Source organism: Streptomyces globisporus C-1027, assembly GCF_000261345.2.
GTDB lineage: Bacteria > Actinomycetota > Actinomycetes > Streptomycetales > Streptomycetaceae > Streptomyces > Streptomyces pakalii.
Genome location: NZ_CP013739.1, coordinates 130,308 through 149,596, shown reverse-complemented (window position 1 = coordinate 149,596; position 19,289 = coordinate 130,308). Strand labels below are relative to the sequence as shown.

Below are 19,289 nucleotides of genomic sequence, written 5' to 3'. Positions count from 1 at the left end.
CGAGGGCGGCGCGGAGCGCGACACGGGCGAGGTCCATGCCGCTCGCGGACGCGGGTGCGGTGCCGGTCATGCCGGAACCCTTTCGAGGAAGGCGGCCATGTCGGCGGCCGCGTCGGCGTCGGTCAGGTCATCGAGGCCCTGCTCTGCCTGGCGGGCGGAGTAGGCGGCCATCCCTACGGCCAGGCCCTGCATCACGTCGTACGCCAGCTCCGGCCGGGACACGGTGAACGCCCTGGTGGCGGCTGCCTCGTCCCAGCCCTCGGCCGCTTCGTACGCCGCCGCAACGTGCTCGGCGGCGGCCTGCTGCGCCAAGCGGGCCCGGATATAGGCAGCGGGCCGGGCCGGGTTCCAGGTCAGCATCCAGGAGTGGAGCTCCGCCGCGATCATGTGCGCATCCCACCCAGCGCCCGTAAGGGGCCGGAGCGCAACCTCCAACGGCCGGAGACCTTCCCGCTGAGTCCAGTTGACCAGGGGCCTGACCTGCTGAACGACCGCGATCCCGGCCCGCGTCTGAGCCGCCGTACGACGGGAGCCGTCGCTGTTCAAGCTGATCTTCGCGGAGGAGACGGGAGCTGTTCGGCAGCTCGCGCGAGCGCGCGGGATGTAGTTACAACCCCTCTCAACATCAACTGCAGGTGCTCGGTGGTAACGACCAAGAGAATGGGGCTCACCCCCCGCTGAACAGGCCTTGTCCACAGCCGAGTTATCCACAGGCCAGGCAGCGCGGACACCACGCCGAACACCCTGGCCGGAGCGGCTCGCGCGACGCTGCTCCTGCCGGGCGTCGGCCCGTGCCGTCGCACTAGCGACCGCGAGCTCCCGGCCCGCCGGAGTCACGCCGCACAACCGGGCCTCGTACCCGGACCCGGTCAGCCGGTGCCCCATCGCGTCGTCGTACGCCGGAGGGATCACTGCGCCGTAGATCGTCGCCGTCGCCATGTACTTCTCGCCCGGGGCCGCGAGGTTGCGCTTGCTGCCCCGGACCATCCAAACCAGCGCACCGAGTTCCCGCAGCACCCGTACGTGCCGCTTGACCGTCGCCGGCGACAGACCGGTCCGCTCGACAACCCCTGCCAGGCCGTAGACGACGATGCCGCGGCGATAGTCCATACGGAACGAGAGATCACGGGCGACCAACACGGTCGACGGCCCGGCACCGGGATGCAGCCCGGCGGCCACGAGCCACACCACCGCGCGCAACCACGCCCGCGGCTCCGCGCGCCGCGACCGCGTCCGGACCACGTCCTGGTCGGCCCCCGCCACCAATTGCTCGTCCGGCATCTCGACGAGCAGATCGACCGTGGCGGCGGCCTCTGGGCTCTCAGTCGTACGCGGGGACGGAATCCGACTCCGCGGCGGGGCCAGGAGACTCATCGGAGCACCGCCCGGGCACGGGCCGTAGAAGCACCCGAACGGGTGAAGCGACCACGCCCAGCAGTGACCTTCGTCACGACGGATCCGGATCGCGGCGTGAAAACAGGGCGGGAAGTGGTTGTGCGGGCATGCCGAAGCTGGCCGCCGCACGAAACGTCGTGCACAATGGCTCCCGTGTTGAAGGGGCCCGCCTCTTGGCACGACGAAGCCCCTGAAAGGGCTTCGGTTTCTGGGAGAAACCTTGTTGAACCGCTCGGCCGGGTGGCACCGGACGGGCAATCCCTTCGGGAAGCTCGGCAAAAGCTTCCCGGTGTCAGAAGGGCGCTCCAGCTGAGGCGACGGCAAATCGCTTCACGGCTCGGAGGCCCGGGGCGGCAGACCCATCGGGTGCCGCCCCAGAAGGACTACGCCATCCCGACCCCCTCGACAGAGGTGCGGGCCGGGGCGTATTCAGGCAGCACGAACACCCCGTCGAAGGAGCAGCGACCGGCAAGGTCGCTGAGCCCACGGCGGGGTGCAGTGTGTGCGCGTGCGGGTACGGGTACCCTGATCACGTCGCCACCTCCTGGTTCGTAGGAGTGTGCGGCCGGCCAAACGACCCCCACCACAAGGTCTTTGGCCCGAGTGGTCCCTCCCGGTTGCCAAGCCGGTCGCAGGGGCCACTCGCATTTTCGATCTACGTCCGAGGCCACCATACCGCCGCAGGCTCATGCCGCAGGGCCTTGGGGGCAACGTGTCGATACCGCGGCCCCCCGAGCCTGCTGACGGCGTTTCACCCCGAGAGAGTGAGATGAGGTTATGGCGTCTGTCTGCCATATCCCGTTCACGGAGTGGCGTGCCACATCCCGGGGCGGAGGATGTCCTCCCACACCTCAAGCGGACCGTCATCATCCGAGTAGACCGTGCGGAGGACGAGAACAGGAACGGGCGCGTCCGGGGGTACGTCGATACCGAACTCGGCGAGTTCGTTAGTCGAAGCGAATCGGGCAGCGCTCTTCTGAGGGCCAGCTGTCAGCTGCTGGCCGGTGCGCTCCGCGTAGAGGTCATGGCGGAACTTCGGCATGGGGCCAGCGTCGAGCAGTTCAGGCAGAACGTTCAGAGCGCGGACGTGGATGCAGTTGAGGGCCAGGGTGATTGCTCGCTCGCCTCGCATGAAGGTACGGCTGCGGATGACGATTTCGTCGTACAGCTCGATACCGAGGAGTGCTGCGATCTCTGGATCAGCGCATGATCGCATCACCGACTGCGCGTTCGTGTACGTCTCGCCGGGCGTGAGTGGCTGCCCGGTCCGGCGAAGCCGATCCAGCCGAGCTGCGCCCGTGACCACAGTGTGTGGCGAATCGCCCGGGCCAAGCACGACTGTGCCGCTCCCGAGCACCATTCGCACCAGTCCCTCCGCCTCCAGTGCTTGGTACGCACGATGAACCGTTGCGGTGGCTCCTCTCCCCGCGGCGACCTGCGCCTGCACTGAAGGAAGCCGCTGGTCGGGGCTGTAGAGGCCGTCTCTGATTTCCGCAGCGATCTCGTCAGCGATCTGCCGCCACTTCGGCGGCTGCTTAGGCGAAGGCACGGCGACTCCTTTGGTTGATGGACTTCAGTGAACCCGATTCTAGAAGGGTTGACAACCCTTCTAGAAGGGTTCATTGTTTGATTCGAAGCACCGCAAAACAGCAGGCGCCACTGCCCATTCGGGTGGCGGCAAGGGGTTGAGCCCGCGCTCCCCCGGTCGGCGGCCCCCTGTACCGAATAGCTCCACCCGTTCCACACCCTGAACAGCGTTGTTGCGCTGTCTGTCCGCCAGGCCCACCGGTCATCCGGTGGCCTGCCGGGCGGAGAAGGCAGCACCGCTCCAGTACCGAACGAGGAGGACTCGATGTCCCGTAAGCGTCCCGGCCGCGTCCGGACCAAGCGCGACAACCGTCGCGAGCCACTGCTGCTCAGCACCATCCAGCCTCAGAACATCAACGTCCGCGAGGGCGAGATTCTGACGATCGTCTGCCCCGACTGCGAAACCTGGCGCAGGCTGATGGGCGAAACGCAGCTCAAGATCCGTGAGCACTGCCCGCGCGGCTGCACCGGCCGTGCGGCCGAGTGCGAGGAACACCCCCGTTGCCCTGGCAGCAACCAGTCGGTCCTGCTCGACATCACCATCGAGCAGTGGGGCGAGGCGATGCTCACCGCCGACAGCACGGCCACCGGTCGCCGCTCCGCTCGCCAGCACTTCAAGCCGATCCCGGCTCCGGCCAAGCCGGTCATGCAGATCTCCCCGATGTCGACGACGTCGAGTGAGGCTCTCGCCGCGTACCGCGATCACCTGCGACGGTGCCGGTCCAACGTCAGCGGCATTCGCTGCATCGGTAGTTACCGCTGTGTGGGCGGAGCACGTCTCGCAGCCGCGTACGAGGAGCTGGAGCGGACCGAGCAGCAGCGCCATCGCGAGGCCCGGGTCGAAGCCCTTCTCACGCGCTGCCGGGCGGCGAGGACGTGGTCCCGGCACGCAGAAGCCACCGCCGATTCGAAGGCAGACCTGGCGAAGCGCGCCGGTACGGCGATCGAGGAAGCCAACAACTCCGTCCGGGCCCGCTCCGCGGGCTCCGTCTCGGAGTTCCGAGGCCCCGACGTCCCGCTCGACCCGCTGACGATCGCGGTCTGACCCCGACGAACAACCACGGCCCCGGCCGCCCCGAAGCACTTGGGGCGGGCGGGGCCGTGGCTGCTCGTACAGCAGCCCGGGGCCACAGGCCCCGGAAACGGCACACCCCCAGGGATTACGGCCCTGGGGGTGCGTCTTCGCAGATCACCCTGATCGAGAGGGCAACCATGCGCGTGAACAGGATGACATTCAATCAGTCCCCGCCGGCACGAGGGGCCGCTACGACCGTCCTCGACCGGCGCGCCGAGAGCGGCCCCGCCCCCGCAGCCGCCGGTGGGTACGGCGGCTGGGAGGACGAGGACAACCAGCGCGGCTACGAGCGCGACGAGACCGACCAGGTCCACCAGGTCGTCCGCCGCCTGACGGACGACGGTGACCGCCGCGCCCGCGCCGCCGGCCGCCACGCCCGCCGCACCTATGCCGAGATGGCCCCCGGCCAGACGCGGCAGCCGGTGCTGCAGATGACCCGCCAGCTGACCTTCGCCCCGTCGGCCCCCGCCTCGCAGACGGGCCGAACCTGCACCACCTGCAACGGGCAGGGCGGGAAGATGATCGACACCAGCGGCGACGGTGTCTCCCGGCAGAACTGGCAGTCGTGCGCCCCGTGCGGCGGTACGGGGGTGGCCCGATGAGTAGCTGCGGACACCCCCCGCGCCTGGTGACCGTCAACCACATCGGCGCTGACGGCAAGCCCTACCAGGCCGTGGTGCACGAGCCGTGCCAGTGCGGCGGCAAGCAGTAGACCTGATGCCGCATCACATACGTGCCGCCCGGACCGCCCAGCACCTCGCGGTCCGGGCCCTTACCGCCCACGGCCTGGCCCACCCGCTCACCCTCGCGCTCCTGGCGGCCGCCTCCACGGCGGCCGCCAGGGCGTGGGACCGAGGCCACCCCGTGCACGCGATCCACCCCGCACAGAAGGGCCGCCGTGCCCGCTGACCTGTACTCCCGCTACATGGAGGCCCGGCGCACCTGGGCCGACCACGCCGACGACTGCGGCGCCTGCACCCCCACCCAGCCCGCCTGCCCGCCCGGCACTGCGCTGTGGGAGCGGATCTGCCGCCTGCAGGACGCCTACCTCACCCACCTCCGTACGAAGGGCGCCTCATGACCGCCACTGTCACCTCCATCGCCGCCCCTGCCGCCGTAGACGCTATTTCCACCCAGGCCGGGGCCACCGTGTTCGTCTACACGGACCCCGACGGGACCCTGAGCAGCGACTGCACCGGCTGCGGCGAGTACGCCTGGACGCTCGCCGCCGACCACGGCTTTGCCCGGCAGCACGCCGCGGCCTGCTTCCGTCGGCCCAGCCCGCTTCGCCTGGCCGCCTGACCCGCCCCGTTCACTGCCGCGTACAGGTCGGCCCCGCCAGCTCCACGGCGGGGCCGACCTGTGCGCGACCCTCTTGAAGGAGCCCCATCGTGGCGACCGCCGCTCGTACGAAGCCCGCCCGGCGCAAGCCGAACCGGGCCCGCAAGACCTCAGTCCCCAAGACCCCGGCCCCGGACGCTCGGCCGACGGCGGAGGTTCCCCCGGCGACCGGTTCGGCAGAGGAGCGCGACGAGGCGCTGGCCCGGGTCGCGGATGCCCGCGACCGGTCCGCTGACATCATCGAGACCGCTCGTGAGCAGGCTGCCGTGCTCCAGGCCGAGGCCGAGAGTGTGGCCGCGCGCACCATCAGTGAGACGCACGAGCAAGTCACCGTGATGATGGCCGAGGCGCAGACCCGCGCCGAGGGCACCCTCGTCAACGCGGACCAGAGCGTCACCGCCCAGCGCGCGGCTGCCGAGGCCGACGTGGAGGCAGCGCGCGGCGAGGCTGACCGGCTCCTGGCTCAGGCGCAGAGCCGCGCCGAGCTGCTGGTGCGCGAGGCCCGCAGCCAGGTCTCCGAGATCACCGAACTGGCCGCCACGGAGCGCGAGGTGACGGCGACGGCGGTCGCCGAGCTGCGACGCCTGGCGCAGGCTGACCTCGCCGAGATCAGTGCGCTGGTCGACCAGCGCCGCACCGAAGCGTCCGCGATTCTGGCCCGCGCCCAGGAGCAGGCCGACGAACTGGTCGCGGCGGCACGACGGGAGGTCGAGCAGGCCCGCGAGCGGTTCGCCGAGCTGGCCCGGACCGCGGCCGAGCAGTACGACGGCCGCCGGGCGGAGGCGGAGCAGCTCTACACCGGTGCCGTCGCGGCGGCCGATGAGCGGCGCCGTGAGGCCGATGCTCACGTGGCCGCGGCGCACACCGAGGCGGAGCAGGCCCGGGCTGAGCTGCGCGAGAAGCTGCGTGAGCTCACCGACCAGTTCGACACGGTGGCCGCCGAGAGGCGCACCGCGCTGGCCGGGGAGCTCGCCGGGCTCAAGGCCGCGTGCGACAAGCAGCGCGAGCGGCTGCGCGAGGAGGCCAAGACCGTTGCCGGGCAGCTGCGGGAGGCCGCGCAGAAGGAGGCCGCCCGCATCACCGCGGAGGCGGAGCGCAAGGCCAAGGGCATCACCGACCGGGCCGAGGCCGACATCTCCCGTGCTCACCGGATGCTGGAGGAGGCCCGCGAGGCGAAGAAGGCCAGCTCCCGCTGGAACGGCTGGCAGCAGAACGTCAGCGCGAAGGCGTGGAAGGGCGCCCCGTGGGTTGCGCTCGCCGCCGGCGTCGGTCTCGCCGCCTCCGGTGAGTACGAGCTGGCCCGCATGGTCGGCATCAACGAGTACGTTGCGCCGCTGCTGCCCGTCAGCATCGACGTCTACTGCGTCACCGCGTTCCGCGCCAAGCGGGACATCCCGGCGGCGCTCGTACTGATGGCGTCGGCCAACGTCGTGTACCACCTCTCGGAGCAGGCGCACCTCGTACCGGAGGGTGCGTCGGCTCCGTGGCCGCTGACGACGTTCGTCGTACTGATCTTCGTGGCCGTCATCTGGCGCGTCCACGCGCTCATGCACGACACCGGTACGGACGGACACGGTGGTACGGACACGCCCGCCGCGACGGACGGCCGTACCGGTACGGCCGCAGCCGCCGGTGCCGACGGGCGTACCGGTACGGACGCGTGGACGGACGGCCACACCGCCTCGCATCACGCCCGTACAAGCCCCGCTGGTACAGGCGTGTACGGCGGGATGACTGGTACGGCGACTACTCGCGCGGCCCGGGGCGCGCCTGGTACGGAGCCTGTACGGCGCACCTCGCACCACGAGGGCCCCGCCGAGGGGAATGCGGCTGTGACCAGCGCGTACGGCGACCGTACAAGCGTCGTACAGGGCCCCCGGAGCGGGGCGGCGCGTACCGGTACGGGTAGCCCGGGTCGTACGAGCGCCGCCGCGTACGAGGGCAAGGCCCGTACCGGTACGGTCACCGCCCGTACGAGCCCGGCCGACGCGGTCCCCGCCGCCCATACCGGTACGGCGGGCGGGCCCCCGCGTACCACCGGGGGTGACTCCGGCGGGCGTACCGGTACGGCGACCCGCGCCCGTACGGACGACGAACTGCTCCCGCTCGTACAGGAGCTGCCGCGCGAGGCGGACGGGTTCGTCAACATCAGCCGCGTCCGTACAACGCTCTCCGTCAACCAGGACCGCGCGATCCGGCTGCTGTCGAAGGCCGGGCTGCTGCGGCCCGAGGACGCGGACAAGTACCTCACCTGACAGGGGCGCGCCCGTACCGGCGCGCCCCCCCTTCTCCTGTACGTCCTGGCCGCGCATGGCCGCACCCAGACCCGCTCCGCCCTCTCCGGACTGCCGGACCGGGGCGCGGAGGGACCTGGTGGCGGGCCACGGCTGCCAGGCCGGCCCCCAGCACCGCCCGATTCGGAGACATCCCATGAGCGATCCCCTGAACCGCGAGAAGAAGAATCCGCTGGCCGACGTCGCCGCCAGCCCCGACGCCACCGCCCGCTACCTCGCCGATGTCCAGCGGGTCCTGCTGGACATCGGCGGCAACCTGGAGATCCTCGCCCGCGAGATCCATCTCCACTGCCGCCACACTCACGTCGAGGGCGACCGTTTCTACGACGCATGGATGCGTGCCAGGCCCGTTGAAAAGGCCCTGAAAGACGTCCTGAAAAACGTCGAGGGCGTCACCAAGGGCCTGGAAAAGAGCGCCTATCAGCGGCGCGCACACGACGAGGCCGTTGCCGCCGCCGACGCGAAGCGTAAGGAAAAGGCGCTGGAAAAGGCCCGGAAGAAGAACCCGCCCCAGCTGAATAGCACCCAGGGAAACACGGGGCAGGTGCCCCAGCAGGGGAATGTGCGCTACGATGAGCCCGCGTCGATTTACGACCTGCGTAGCGACAGGCGGTCGGCGTAATGGCTGGCCGCCCGCTTCTGAAAGCGGAACTCTCCGCCCAGCGCTCCCGCGATTACCTGATGGAACAGCGGGATTCTTTCATCCAGAAACACGGGGGAGACCTCGGCGCTTTCTATTTCCTGCTGATGCTGATCCAGACGCACGGCAGGAAGCGGCTCAAGAGCGGCGACGTCACCGCCCTGCGGGCCCTGGCGCACGACCTGCACGCGATCTACGTCAAGCACACCCAGTAACACCGCCCGCTGCACCCGGGGCCCGTCACGAAGACCGTGACGGGCCCCGGCTCCGTCTGGAGGGGGGCCCAACGCCCAGGCGCCCACACGCCCACCCGCCCAGGCGCGCACACGCGTACGCGAGACCGTCACTGTTTGTCAACTCCCCTTGGAGGTCGAAGGAGCCGTGTCCGACGACACCGAACCGCCCCCCGGCCAGACCCCGCCCCGCGCCGGCCAGCTCATCAATTTCCCTACCGGAGACGACGTCACCGGACGCCCCCCGGCACTTCCCGACCCCTCCCGGCTTTTCCCCGAACCCCGGACGGAAGACATTCCGCCCGACCCCCCGGAAGAATCCGATAGGGAATTCCCCGCAATTCCCCAGCCGCCTGATCCGGAATTCGCCCTGCGCTCCGAAGGAATTGATTCCGCCGATTCCGAAGCGGAAGAAGAAGCCGAATATTTCGATGAGGAATCGGGACAGCGCCGTTCTCTGGCTGACCGGCTCGGAGACTGGCTGGAATTCCGGCTGGAGCGAGCACGGTCGCGTCACGAGGATGAGGCGGCATTCCGTGAGGCGGAGATCGCACGGAAAGCGGAGCTGCTGAAAGGCCGCACCGCTGCGGAAGTCGCGATGATGGAGCAGAACGGCAAACTGCGCCAGGCGATGCTGCAGGCCCGGGCCGACAAGGCCTCCGCGCGGGGCAAAGCCGATGCGGCGTCCATGAAGTCCGGCGGCACGGGCCTCGGGGACCGGGGACGCAGGAACAACTCCGGTTCCGGCGGCGGCTCGCGTCCCGGCGGACCCAGGAACCCGAGTTCACACGCGAAACCGAACCAGCCCAAGCCCCCGGGCAAGCAGCTCAACTCGCCGCCCAGGAAGGCCCCGGACCCGAAGCGGGCACCCGAGCAGCGCAAGGACTCCAGCCCCAGGCGCGGGCCCGATCCGAAGCGCGGCCCGGACTCCCGGAAGGGCCCGGACGCGAAGAAGGGGCCCGCCGAGAAGCGGACGCGAACGGATCCGAAGACGCCGCCACCCCGTCCACGTCCCGAGAGCAGCGGTCGCAAGGCCCCCGACCCGAAGAAGGTGCCCGACCCCAAGAAGGCGCCTGATCCGAAGCGGGCCCCGGCTCCGAAGAAGACCCCCGACCCCGGGAAGAAGGGGCCTGGCTCGCAGGACTCCTCGGGGGCGGGGAGCAAGACCGGGTGGGGGAAGTGGAAGAAGGCGCCGAAGGACGCTCCGGTCAACGGCCGGAGCAAGGACCCGAAGCGGTCGGGCAAGGACTCGGCTGGCAGGGACCCCCTCGGCAAGCCGGACCCGGGAAGGAGCCAACGGGACAACTCGACGGGAAAGGGCGGGCGTTGGAAGCGCCGCCCCTCCCCCGGCAAGGGCCCTGACGGCAGCTCGAAGCCTCGTACGGGCCCGGAAGGCCGCAAGGGTCCGGAGGGCTCCGGAAAGGCCCGCAGCGGGGCCTCCAGGGGCTCCCGGGGCGGCTGGTGGAAGCCCGGGAGAAACCGCACCTCCCCCGGTGGGGGCCGGAGCGGTGCCGGTTCGCCGAATGGTGGACCGCACGACCCGTACGAGGACCTGTTCGCCTCCCAGGCGCCGGAGTACACCGCCGAGTGGCCCGGCCGCGACCGCGGGACGGCCGGGCCCGCCGCGGGGCACCGCTCCGACGGCGGCCCCGGCCCGCGGGCGTCGGACGACGTGGTGGACGCGGTGATCGTGGACGACCCCGCCGACCCGTTCGGCGCGGACCGGATCCGCCAGCCCGGACTGACCACCGGCACCCCGGGCCTGCCGCCCGCCCCCGAACCCCACACCCAGCGCCCCGGAACTACCCGGGCCGCCGAACCCGACCAGGAGGACCCTTTGGGATCACAGGTGACCAAACCCGCCGCCGGCCACGCCATGGCCGCTCAGCACCGCACGAACATCACCTTCGGCGAATTCCTGACGGACATCGTCAACATCGCGCTCCAGGCCGCCGTCGACAAGGAGCGCGCCCAGGAACTGGACGCCGCGCTCGGGCGGCTCGCGGACGCGCTGCGCGACATGGCCACCGACCTGGTGGGCGACCACAACATCTCCTCCGAGGTCGTCGACGCCGTCACGGACCTGGCCGACGGGGCCGGCCGGATGAAGGCACTGGCCCAGCGGTGCGCCACCGAGTGCGAAACCGCCTCCGAGGCCGCCCGGCTCGCCGCGATCTCCGTCGGCCGCGTCTACGGCGAGGACATGAAGGCCAAGGACGACGCAGGCCTGGCCGACGCCTCTGCCGCCGCCCACCACGACTAGAAGGGCAGTTCTGCCGATGAGCACTCCTGCACCGCGCCGAGGCGCCTTCGCCGCGCCGACGGACGCCGACAACCGCTACAAGTCCCTCCAGCGCAAGCTGAAGATCCTTGCCAACGCGATGGACCACGCGTCCGACGAACTCCAGCAGTTGGTGCGCAACATGCGTCTGAACGCCTCGCGCACCGAGAACCTGGCCGCGGACATCGCCCACGCGGACCTGGACCCCAAGTTCGTCGAGATGACCAACCAGGTGTCCGTCGCCCTCGGCGGCGCCGCAGACGAGGGAAAGAAGCTCCAGGAAACCGCGCACGAGGTGTCCGTGCAGGCCACCGGGGCGCAGCGGACGCACGCCCGCCTGTACGAGGGCCTGGACACCGTGCGCTCCGGACGCCCCGAACGCACCCCCAAGCCCGGCTTCTTCGCCCGCTGACCCCCACCCCCTCCCCGCCACGGGCACCCCCGCAGCTCCGCGCTCCCGGGGGTGCCCGCCCTGCTTCCCGAAGGAGAACACCGGTGCCCGTGCCGCGCAGTGTCGTGCTGGAGCGTCTCGCCTACACCCTGACCGCGCCCGTGCTGGCAGCGGCCCCGAACCTCTACCCCGACAGCCCCGTCAACCAGGTCGTGCAGCTGGCCGGAGCCGCCGGGCTCGGCGGGTGGATCCTCGCCGCCAAGAGCGACGGGCCCGGCACCGGGCGCAAGATCCTGCGTTGGTCCCCGCTGGTTCTGGCCGCCGCCGTCGACGTGACCGCCAAGGTGACCACCGGCTTCGGCCCCTGGTGGATGGACGGGCTGCTCGCCGGCGGATGGGCGGCCGCCGGATGGATCGTCTCGCCGTTCTCACGGCACACCCGGCGCAGCAACCGCCCCGCCCTCGCCTCCCCCACTCAGGCCGCGCGCCTCCAGCCCGCCGCGTCGGCCCCGGTGCAACCGGATGACGGGGCCGACGCCTTCACCCGCCGGGTCCGGGCGCTGTGGGCGCGGGCCGGGAATCCGGGGCGCACCCAGGTCGTCACCGCCGCCCCGCACCCCGGCACCGACCACGACCTGACCCTGCTGCTCCGGGCGGCCGAGCCGGGCCGCCCGATCGCCGGTATCAGCGAGGCCGCGGTGGCGGCCGCGTTCGGGATCGACGAGGCGTTCGTGGAGTTCGCCGCGGTGACACGGAGCGGCGGCCGTCAGGGCGGTCCGGGGTGGCTGGAGGTACACCTGACCCCGGACGAGGCCGAGCGCCGCAGAAGGACGCCGACCGCGCTGGAATGGTGGGCCGACCGGATCGGCGCGGCGACCGGCCCCATCCCGGGCTCGGAGTTCATCAAGAAGATCCGCGACGATGGGCGCAAGGTCACCCACTACATCGGGCAGGTCCCCGACGAGATGGGCGAGCCCCGGGTCAACCTGCACGCCCTGGCGGCCGCGTTGAAGACGAAGTACGACGAGGGCCGCCTGTTCGTCACCATCGACGGCAACCAGGTCCTGGTCTCCCTGTGGGACAGCTCCCCGCTGGCCCAGGTCTTCCCCGCCACCCGGGAACTGCTCACCCCCGATGCGGACGGGCGGTGGGTGACCGGGTACCTCGGTAACGGGCAGCCGGCCCGCAACCGGGTCTACACCGACCGCGGTGCCGCGCACGGCCTGTTCGTCGCCCCGTCCGGCGGCGGCAAGACCCATCTGATGGGATTGCACATCGCCGCCGACGCCCTGTTCGGGGCCGTGGTGTGGCTCGCGGCCGAAGCGCCGGACGAGAAGGCCGCCATGCTCGGCGAGTACACCGACCGGTACGGCGTCGGCGCGCTCTACATGATCCGGCTCCTGCGCGCGCTGGACGCCCTGATGGAGATCCGCGGCGAGATGATGTGGGAGGACGGCCGGGTCCACGACTGGGATCCGAAGCTGCCGGGCTGCCCGTATCGGATGCTGTCCGCGTACCTGGACGAGTTCCTTTCCGCCGCCCGTCACGGTCTCTACGGGGCGGAGATCATGGATCTGGCCGAGCTGGTGTCGGTCAAGGGCCGTAAGTACGGCATCGGCCTCAAGGTCGCCGGACAGTCGATCTTCGTGCAGGACGGGTTCACGCAGCTGCTGTGCGAGAACCTCCGTGAGAACTGCATCCCCGTCGTCCTGAAGGTCGCCCCCGGCAAGGTCGTGGGGATGTTCAAAGCACTGGGCATTCCGTCCGAGAACACGCCCGCCCCTCTCCCCCGCTCCTTCTCCCCCGAGGAGCGCGGGCGCATCGAGCGGGTCATGGCCGGGGAGCCCGAGCCCCCCGCGAACTCCAACACGGGCGGCGCCGGGTGGATCGTCGAAGCGAAGCAGCCCGAGGTCCTGCGCACCCTGTTCATGAGCTTCTCCGAGGGCCTGGACGGCTACTTCCCCGACACCATTGCCAGCCTCACCGACCACGAGATCCGCGAGCTCGAAGCCCGCGACCTCTGGTTCGACTGGACCGAGCCGCCCCGGCCCGGCGAGTTCGGGCCCGAGCCCGACGACGAGGACGATGAGGAGAGCGCTCCGAAGAGGAGCGGGAAGGGGCGCGGTGGGAAGCCTGCCGCGCGCCGGGACACGGTCAGCTCCCCGCGCCAGGCGCTTGACGCGATCAAGGCGCTGAGCCGCAGCTGACGGCGCTTCTCACTCGGCCGGTGTCCAGGGCCCGTCCGGTGTCCACGACGTGCCCTCGCACCGCCAGCAGTCGAACTCCTCGGGGTCCTCGAACCGAGTCCCCCAGAACCCGGTGCGGGCGCAGAACACGGCGTTGTCCTCGCCGCACCACCCGCACACGAACAGGAACCACATCCAGTAACCCCACTTCCCCGTACCGGTCCGGCGCCCCCCTGTGGGTGCCGGACGACCCCAGCTTGACGGCAACCACCAGCCCGCAGAGGCCGGTTGCAGCAATCCCCGAGACCGGTTTCCCCCGGCCCAAATGCCTTCCCGTCCGCATGATCGGAGACCCCCGGTGGACCCCCTGCACACCCAGCACGGCCTGAACGAGTCCGAGGCCGCAGCCGAAGCCCGCCGCCTCATCGACGCCTGGGCGGCCAAGCCCGTACGCCACCACCCCACCTCCTTTCGCGACAAGACCGAGCCGCCCGCCTTCGGTACCACCCCACCCGTCCATCAGGACGACAAGCGGATCGTCCCAGCCTGGGCCGCCGGAATCGCCGTCGCGAGCATCGGTGTCGGCGCCGGGTCCGTCGGCCTCGGCTGCTGTGCCTGGCTCGTGCTCCAAGGTCTCGCCTCGGTCACCCTGACCAGCGTCCTGATGGTCACTCTGCCGCTCGCCGGTCTCGCCATGGTCGCCACCGCGATCGGCGGCGCGGTCAGCAAGGCCCGGTCGGTGTCCAAGACGGTCTACGAGGGCCCGGTCGTGCAGAACACGCAGATCACCAACACCAGCAACCAGCGGGGGATGTTCTCCCGCACCCGCAACGACGTCCGCTGATCCGGGCGCCCTGCCTCGCATCCGACGCCGCCCGCCGGCCGGGCCTCGGGTGCGGGACAGGCCGTCCGGCCTGACCGGTCAGACGTAGTCGATCCAGATCCGCCCGTAGTCGTCGACCTCGGCACCCCGGATGTGCCCGTCGACGATCGCCCGGTCGATCGTCACCTCGACCTCGTAGTCGACCTCGATCCGCCTGGCCCTCGCCCCCCCCGCACCCGGGTGGGCGATGGCCGGATACGCCGACCGGCCGCCTCGCACCGCGCCCGCCGACGAAAGCCGGCGGGCGCGGTGAGTGCTGTCCACCGACATCAGGAGGAACCGCTCGTGCTCACTTCCCGCCCGCGTCGCCGGATCGGCCGTCCCCGCCCGCTGCGTCCCGGCACCCGCTACCCGCTCCCCCCGCGACGCCTTCCCGGTTCCTGGAGCCGGTGATGCCCCGAACCCGCCGCAAGCGCCCCGACAAGGTGGCGCGGGTGCCGCGCAGCGACGCGACCCTGCCCGAGTTCGATCGTGGTGCCGTACCCGAAGGCCTCGTCACGAGACGGGCTCTTCGGGAGATGGGCCTGAGCCCCGGCGACAACGTCGGCCCGGTCGCGATCCTGCGGTGCCGCCTGTGCGCGACCCGGCCCAACTGGTCGTGCCGCCACCCGACCCGGGGGTTCCTCCTCCGGGTCGATCTGGCCCGGCCCAAGCGCACGCCGACGCTGGCTCAGGAGCTAGCACTGGACCGCGCCATCGCCGCAAGGAGCACCTGCCCGAAGTGCGCCCGCCGGTACGTCTACTGCCTGCCTCTACGCACCGTCGGTTCCTGCGACCCGTGCGCCCAGGGCTACGAGCCCAGCCCCGACACCTACTTCACCTCCACGGCCCCGGTGGCACACCGGCTCGCCGCCTGCATGCCCGCCCCTACAGGAGTGATCACGCGATGACCGAGACCCTCACCCCGCCCGCCACCGGCTCCCCGCTGGCCCTGCTGTTCGATATCGCCGCCACCACCGCGGCCCTCGGCCAGGACGAGGAACGGGATCTGGCGGAGACCGCGGCCGCCGACCACATCTACGCCGCCTACCCCGACACTCTGGGCCGGGCCGTGGACCACGACACGTGGGCCGGCTTCCCCGCTCTGCGCGACAACTTCGTCGAGCCCAGCGCGGTGGCGCACCTCGACGGCGGGCTGTGGCTGCACCACACGATCACCGCCGACGCCGACTACCAGGACGTCCTCACCCTCCTCGTGCCCTGCGCCTGCGGCCACGGCTACGTCCCCACGCTCCTCGAAGACGAGAGGGACCTCCTGGAGCTCCTGACGGAGCTGCGCGCCACCGGGGGCCGCGCCGTCCACAGCGACGACACCGGAGGCCCGTACTGCGACAGCATCCCGGCCACCTGAACGCCCCTCCGCCCCGGCCCACATCGGCCCGGGGCGGAGACGCACGGGGTCGGCCGCAGCATCGGCAAAGAGGCCGGCCACCCCGCTCCCCTTCACCCGCACGCGAGATCAGGAGACCCACCAGCATGACGCATCGCCCCGCAGTCTTCGCCGCCCTGCTCGGACTGACCCGCGCCGGGAGCGCCCTCGGTGACTTCTGGGTGCAGAACGACTTCTGCGCCCGGGTGAAGGGCGCCTCCGACGACCACCCGGTCACCTTCAAGGACCCGGCCACCGGGAAAGAGACCACCCACGGCACGGCCGACGGCCGCAAGGCGTGCCTGCACCACTGCCTGACCTACACGGCCACGCAGGCCATCGTGGCCGGGGCCGGCGCCCGCGCGCTCGGTATCAAGGTCCACCCGGCCGCCGCCGCGGCCGCGCTCGCCGTCTCCTTCACGACCCACTACGCCGCGGACCGACGCGTCCCCGGCAAGGGCCTGTTGGAGCGGATCGCCACCACGACCGGGAAGGGCGGCTTCTACCGTCTCGCCGACTTCGGCATCAACGGGGCGTTCCACCTGGACGGCGCGTGGCACCACGGCTGGGAGACCGTCGCCGCTCTGGTCGCCACCACCAAGGCGACCAGCCGGTGACCGGCGGCCGTACGCGCACCCCGCTGGACCGGGTGCGCGCCTCGGTCGGCATCGCCCAGCTCGCCCTCCAGCAGATCGAGGACGACCTGAGCGCCGACGACGTCGACGGCCCCGAGCTCGCCGCGATCCTGCGCGAGCTCCAGGAGGACATCGGCCACCCCGGCGGGCTCTCCCCGATGCTCGCGCAGGTGGTCAGCACCGCCGCGCGGCGGGCGGAGCAGATCGAGCCCGACCGCGACGGTGACGCCTCCTGCCCCCTGCACGAGGCCACCGCCCTGATCACCGACAACGCCGGGCAGCGCCTGACCTGGGCGGCCCGCTCCCTCGACTCGCAAGGAGACCCCGAATGACCTCGGTGCTGTACCCGGACCTGCCCGAGAACGGGCTGATCGTGCTGATCGGTGCCTCCGGTGCGGGCAAGTCGACCCTGGCCCGCACCTGGCCGGCCTCCCAGGTCCTCTCCCTCGACGCCCTGCGCGGCACGGTCAGCGACGACCCCGGCGACCAGAGCGCGACCGGCGACGCCGCCGACGTCCTCAAGCTCATCCTGGAGCGCCGGATGGCCCGCCACCTCAACACGGTCATCGACGCCACCAACCTGAACCAGCCCGTGCGGGCGGAACTGGTGATGGCCGCCAAGCGGCACGGCATGCCGACCGCCGCCGTCGTCGTCGCCACGCCGCTGCCCGTCTGCCTGGAGCGACAGGGACCGCGCCCGGACAACCGGCGCGTGCCCGAGGACGTCGTCCGCTCCCAGCACCAGGCCATGGTCCACTCCCACCAGCGGCTCACGGCCGAAGGCTTCAACACCATCGTGTTCGCCGACGCCCTGTACCGCCTGGAGCCGTTCCTGGGGCGGCTCTCGCAGGTGCGGGAGGCCGACCTCGGGCGCGACGGCAGCGACGGCCTGGGCGACCTTTGGCTGGCCCGCCGCTTCTTCGGTCCGGAGATCCTGCCGTTGTGGCGGTGGCGGCCGGGCTCGGACCTGGTGACCGGCCGGGACCGCGTCGCGGAGATCCGCCTCGGGCAGCAGTACCTCACCCTCGCGCTGCGCGAGGACGTCGACGGCGAGGGCGACTTCGGCTTCGACGTCCTGCTGCCCTGCCCCACCGACCCGGAGTGCGACGGGCAGGCATGGGCGCCGTCCTACTCGGTCACCGACCTGCACAAGGCGCTGACCGGCGCGATGGACAACGACCCCGAGATCGTCTGCACCGTCCACGGCGGCCCCGACGACGTCGACCAAGAGGCCGACGACCACGACGAACGGGGCCGGGACGACGACCCCGAGGGGCGCGCCGACCTCAAGGCGCAGGCCATGGAGGCGATCAGCGCATGAGCACCAAGACCCCCGCGTGCGGCTGGGACCAGGCCGTCTTCCGCTGCGGGCGGTGCGGGGCTGAGCACACCGCCACCACCGAGGCCGACTACCTCAAGGTGGTCGGCGCCCACGGCGACGCCCACGCGGTGTGGGACCGGCTGAACCCCATCGAGCGCGACGGGATCACCTCGATCCTGCGTACCGTCCTGGCCGCGCCGGACCTCGCCGCGGAGCTCCTGGCGCTCGCCGAACGGCAGCCCGTCGGCGAGGACGGCCGGTGAGCCGTCCCACCGGCAGCCCGCACCCACGCCCGCTCACCCCAGCCGGCCTTCCGGCGAGGGACGAACGGGCCCACGGCTGCGCCGACTTCCACCTCCTGGTCCCCGGCGGCACCGCCGGTCTCACCGCGTACCGCCGCACCAGCGCGGGCGACCCGCGCCGCCAGATCAACATCCCGTTATGAGCGGCCCGGCCGCTCCCACCCCTTCGGAGGCCCGTATGCCCCGCAAGCCCGTCACCTGGTACATCGCCACCCCCGCCGACGGCGTCATCGCCATGTCCCGCGAGGCCGGGACGCCGGTGGACCTCGCCGCCAACGTCGGCCAGGTCATCGACCACCCCCAGCCCTGCACCAACCTGTGGTTCGACGAGAGCCGCTTCTCCTACTTCCGCATGGTCAAGCGCGTCGGCGAGGCGCTGGAGGACACCGGTATCTGGCCCGTCACCTGGCCCGTGCGGCTGTGGAGCGTGAAGCCGCTGGGCGAGACCGGTAACTGGAGCCCGCGCTACTACCCCTACCGGCTCCTCTCCCACCAGATCCGCGTCCTGGAGGAAGTCGACGCGTACCTGGCGCTCGGCCCCCGCGGCCGCGACGTCCTGACCGTCGTCCAGCAGGAGATCCCCGAACACGCCGCGCGCTGGGCCGCAGACTGGGACGCCGGCCCCGAAGGCATGCGGACACGGACGTGGAACTGGGAGCAGCGCGGCGGCCCCGGCTGGGGCAGCGGCCAGTGGGCGGAGTCCCTTGCCATGGCGGTCTCCCACAACCGCCGCGAGTCCGCGGCCCAGACCTGGGTCGAGTACCTCGCGCGGGGCGCCGTCGACCAGGCCCTCGCCGACACCGACGCCAGCATGATGGCGCGCTGCTACGCCTACGGCCGCGCCACCGGTCACGCGGTCGCAGCCCAGCACCAGAACCGGTTCGAGCCGTACGTCCTGGACGCGTTGCGCGGTGTCGGTCTGGACGCCCTCGCCGCCCGGACCTGATCCGCACCAGGTAACCGACGGCTCAAAGGTCACACCGGAGACGACGAACCCCGGGACGGACGCCAGACGTCCAAATCAGCCGCCCGTCCCGGGGCCAACCCAACCCGCATCAAGCGAGAGGGAAACCCCAGTATGTATGCCTCCGCCCCGTTACTCGGCATAGACGCCCAACCCGCCCTGCTCATCACCGCCGCAGCCCTACTGCTCACCTGCTGGGCCGTCCACGCTGCGGTGCTGCTCAAGAAGCTCGCCCGCGCGGACAAGGACCCGCTGACCGGGCTGCTGCGTCGCGACGCCTACACCGCCCGCGCCCGCCGTCTCCTGGCCCGCCACGGCGACGACGTCACGCTGTTGATGGTCGACGCCGACCATGTTGACCGGACTACGGACGGGTAACTCCGTGTGTCGCA

At 71.4% G+C, this 19,289-nt stretch carries 24 protein-coding genes; 20 read left to right on the top strand and 4 right to left on the bottom strand.

Going from position 1 to position 19,289, the window contains the following annotated elements:
• Nucleotides 1-66: 66 nt before the first annotated feature.
• Nucleotides 67-1,281: a cell wall protein gene (locus WQO_RS34295; RefSeq protein WP_148660144.1), complete on the bottom strand. Its 1,215-nt coding sequence runs from the start codon at nucleotides 1,279-1,281 to the stop codon at nucleotides 67-69.
• A gap of 916 nt (nucleotides 1,282-2,197) precedes the next feature.
• Entirely contained in the window at nucleotides 2,198-2,944 is a 747-nt protein-coding gene (locus WQO_RS34290; RefSeq protein ID WP_029182773.1) for a GntR family transcriptional regulator, read from the bottom strand.
• Between the two features lie 303 nt (nucleotides 2,945-3,247).
• On the opposite strand from WQO_RS34290, the gene WQO_RS34285 reads away from it, so the two are divergent.
• The 10 genes from WQO_RS34285 (at nucleotide 3,248) to WQO_RS34235 (ending at nucleotide 13,444) form a co-directional block, all read left to right on the top strand.
• Nucleotides 3,248-4,027, top strand: coding sequence for a hypothetical protein (locus WQO_RS34285; RefSeq protein ID WP_010064746.1), 780 nt, complete (start codon nucleotides 3,248-3,250; stop codon nucleotides 4,025-4,027).
• Between the two features lie 182 nt (nucleotides 4,028-4,209).
• The gene (locus WQO_RS34280) at nucleotides 4,210-4,659 is read left to right on the top strand and encodes a hypothetical protein (protein ID WP_148660143.1); all 450 of its coding nucleotides are present in this window, start codon (nucleotides 4,210-4,212) and stop codon (nucleotides 4,657-4,659) included.
• 115 nt (nucleotides 4,660-4,774) lie between these two features.
• Nucleotides 4,775-4,966, top strand: a complete 192-nt coding sequence (locus tag WQO_RS34275; RefSeq protein WP_010064744.1) for a hypothetical protein — start codon at nucleotides 4,775-4,777, stop codon at nucleotides 4,964-4,966.
• Entirely contained in the window at nucleotides 4,956-5,138 is a 183-nt protein-coding gene (locus WQO_RS34270; RefSeq protein ID WP_010064743.1) for a hypothetical protein, read from the top strand. The genes WQO_RS34275 and WQO_RS34270 overlap by 11 nt, the downstream gene beginning before the upstream one ends.
• Nucleotides 5,135-5,359, top strand: a complete 225-nt coding sequence (locus tag WQO_RS34265) for a hypothetical protein (protein WP_010064742.1) — start codon at nucleotides 5,135-5,137, stop codon at nucleotides 5,357-5,359. Before WQO_RS34270 ends, WQO_RS34265 begins: the two co-directional genes overlap by 4 nt.
• An 89-nt stretch (nucleotides 5,360-5,448) precedes the next feature.
• Nucleotides 5,449-7,653, top strand: a complete 2,205-nt coding sequence (locus WQO_RS34260) for a hypothetical protein (RefSeq protein ID WP_010064741.1) — start codon at nucleotides 5,449-5,451, stop codon at nucleotides 7,651-7,653.
• 175 nt (nucleotides 7,654-7,828) lie between these two features.
• On the top strand, nucleotides 7,829-8,314 hold the full coding sequence (locus WQO_RS34255; protein ID WP_010064740.1) for a hypothetical protein: 486 nt from the start codon (nucleotides 7,829-7,831) through the stop codon (nucleotides 8,312-8,314).
• An 849-nt stretch (nucleotides 8,315-9,163) separates the two neighbouring features.
• Nucleotides 9,164-10,828: a hypothetical protein gene (locus WQO_RS34245; protein WP_050992386.1), complete on the top strand. Its 1,665-nt coding sequence runs from the start codon at nucleotides 9,164-9,166 to the stop codon at nucleotides 10,826-10,828.
• 16 nt (nucleotides 10,829-10,844) lie between these two features.
• Nucleotides 10,845-11,258, top strand: a complete 414-nt coding sequence (locus tag WQO_RS34240) for a hypothetical protein (protein ID WP_010064735.1) — start codon at nucleotides 10,845-10,847, stop codon at nucleotides 11,256-11,258.
• An 83-nt stretch (nucleotides 11,259-11,341) separates the two neighbouring features.
• Nucleotides 11,342-13,444: a hypothetical protein gene (locus tag WQO_RS34235; RefSeq protein ID WP_010064734.1), complete on the top strand. Its 2,103-nt coding sequence runs from the start codon at nucleotides 11,342-11,344 to the stop codon at nucleotides 13,442-13,444.
• Between the two features lie 9 nt (nucleotides 13,445-13,453).
• Here WQO_RS34235 and WQO_RS36505 read toward each other — a convergent pair whose 3' ends face one another.
• Nucleotides 13,454-13,618: a hypothetical protein gene (locus tag WQO_RS36505; protein ID WP_010064733.1), complete on the bottom strand. Its 165-nt coding sequence runs from the start codon at nucleotides 13,616-13,618 to the stop codon at nucleotides 13,454-13,456.
• 163 nt (nucleotides 13,619-13,781) lie between these two features.
• On the opposite strand from WQO_RS36505, the gene WQO_RS34230 reads away from it, so the two are divergent.
• Nucleotides 13,782-14,267, top strand: a complete 486-nt coding sequence (locus tag WQO_RS34230) for a hypothetical protein (protein ID WP_058954242.1) — start codon at nucleotides 13,782-13,784, stop codon at nucleotides 14,265-14,267.
• A gap of 78 nt (nucleotides 14,268-14,345) precedes the next feature.
• Here WQO_RS34230 and WQO_RS34225 read toward each other — a convergent pair whose 3' ends face one another.
• Nucleotides 14,346-14,570 (bottom strand): hypothetical protein, encoded by a 225-nt coding sequence (locus WQO_RS34225; RefSeq protein ID WP_148660142.1) that lies wholly within the window; start codon nucleotides 14,568-14,570, stop codon nucleotides 14,346-14,348.
• Between the two features lie 128 nt (nucleotides 14,571-14,698).
• Between WQO_RS34225 and WQO_RS34220 the strand changes: the two genes are divergently transcribed.
• The 9 genes from WQO_RS34220 (at nucleotide 14,699) to WQO_RS34180 (ending at nucleotide 19,275) form a co-directional block, all read left to right on the top strand.
• Nucleotides 14,699-15,196: an RRQRL motif-containing zinc-binding protein gene (locus tag WQO_RS34220; protein ID WP_058954241.1), complete on the top strand. Its 498-nt coding sequence runs from the start codon at nucleotides 14,699-14,701 to the stop codon at nucleotides 15,194-15,196.
• Entirely contained in the window at nucleotides 15,193-15,657 is a 465-nt protein-coding gene (locus tag WQO_RS34215; RefSeq protein ID WP_010064728.1) for a hypothetical protein, read from the top strand. Before WQO_RS34220 ends, WQO_RS34215 begins: the two co-directional genes overlap by 4 nt.
• Nucleotides 15,658-15,782: 125 nt before the next feature.
• Nucleotides 15,783-16,292, top strand: coding sequence for a hypothetical protein (locus WQO_RS34210; protein ID WP_058954240.1), 510 nt, complete (start codon nucleotides 15,783-15,785; stop codon nucleotides 16,290-16,292).
• The gene (locus tag WQO_RS36585) at nucleotides 16,289-16,642 is read left to right on the top strand and encodes a hypothetical protein (RefSeq protein WP_029182771.1); all 354 of its coding nucleotides are present in this window, start codon (nucleotides 16,289-16,291) and stop codon (nucleotides 16,640-16,642) included. The genes WQO_RS34210 and WQO_RS36585 overlap by 4 nt, the downstream gene beginning before the upstream one ends.
• Nucleotides 16,639-17,631, top strand: a complete 993-nt coding sequence (locus WQO_RS34200) for an ATP-binding protein (protein WP_058954239.1) — start codon at nucleotides 16,639-16,641, stop codon at nucleotides 17,629-17,631. The genes WQO_RS36585 and WQO_RS34200 overlap by 4 nt, the downstream gene beginning before the upstream one ends.
• Nucleotides 17,628-17,894 carry a hypothetical protein gene (locus WQO_RS34195; RefSeq protein ID WP_010064722.1) on the top strand — a complete coding sequence of 89 codons (267 nt, stop codon included), beginning with the start codon at nucleotides 17,628-17,630 and terminating at the stop codon, nucleotides 17,892-17,894. The genes WQO_RS34200 and WQO_RS34195 overlap by 4 nt, the downstream gene beginning before the upstream one ends.
• Nucleotides 17,891-18,076 carry a hypothetical protein gene (locus tag WQO_RS34190; RefSeq protein ID WP_010064721.1) on the top strand — a complete coding sequence of 62 codons (186 nt, stop codon included), beginning with the start codon at nucleotides 17,891-17,893 and terminating at the stop codon, nucleotides 18,074-18,076. Before WQO_RS34195 ends, WQO_RS34190 begins: the two co-directional genes overlap by 4 nt.
• A 35-nt stretch (nucleotides 18,077-18,111) precedes the next feature.
• Nucleotides 18,112-18,879 (top strand): hypothetical protein, encoded by a 768-nt coding sequence (locus WQO_RS34185; protein WP_010064720.1) that lies wholly within the window; start codon nucleotides 18,112-18,114, stop codon nucleotides 18,877-18,879.
• A 132-nt stretch (nucleotides 18,880-19,011) separates the two neighbouring features.
• Complete coding sequence (locus tag WQO_RS34180; RefSeq protein ID WP_010064719.1) at nucleotides 19,012-19,275, top strand: nucleotidyl cyclase domain-containing protein; 264 nt, start codon at nucleotides 19,012-19,014, stop codon at nucleotides 19,273-19,275.
• Nucleotides 19,276-19,289 lie beyond the last annotated feature (14 nt).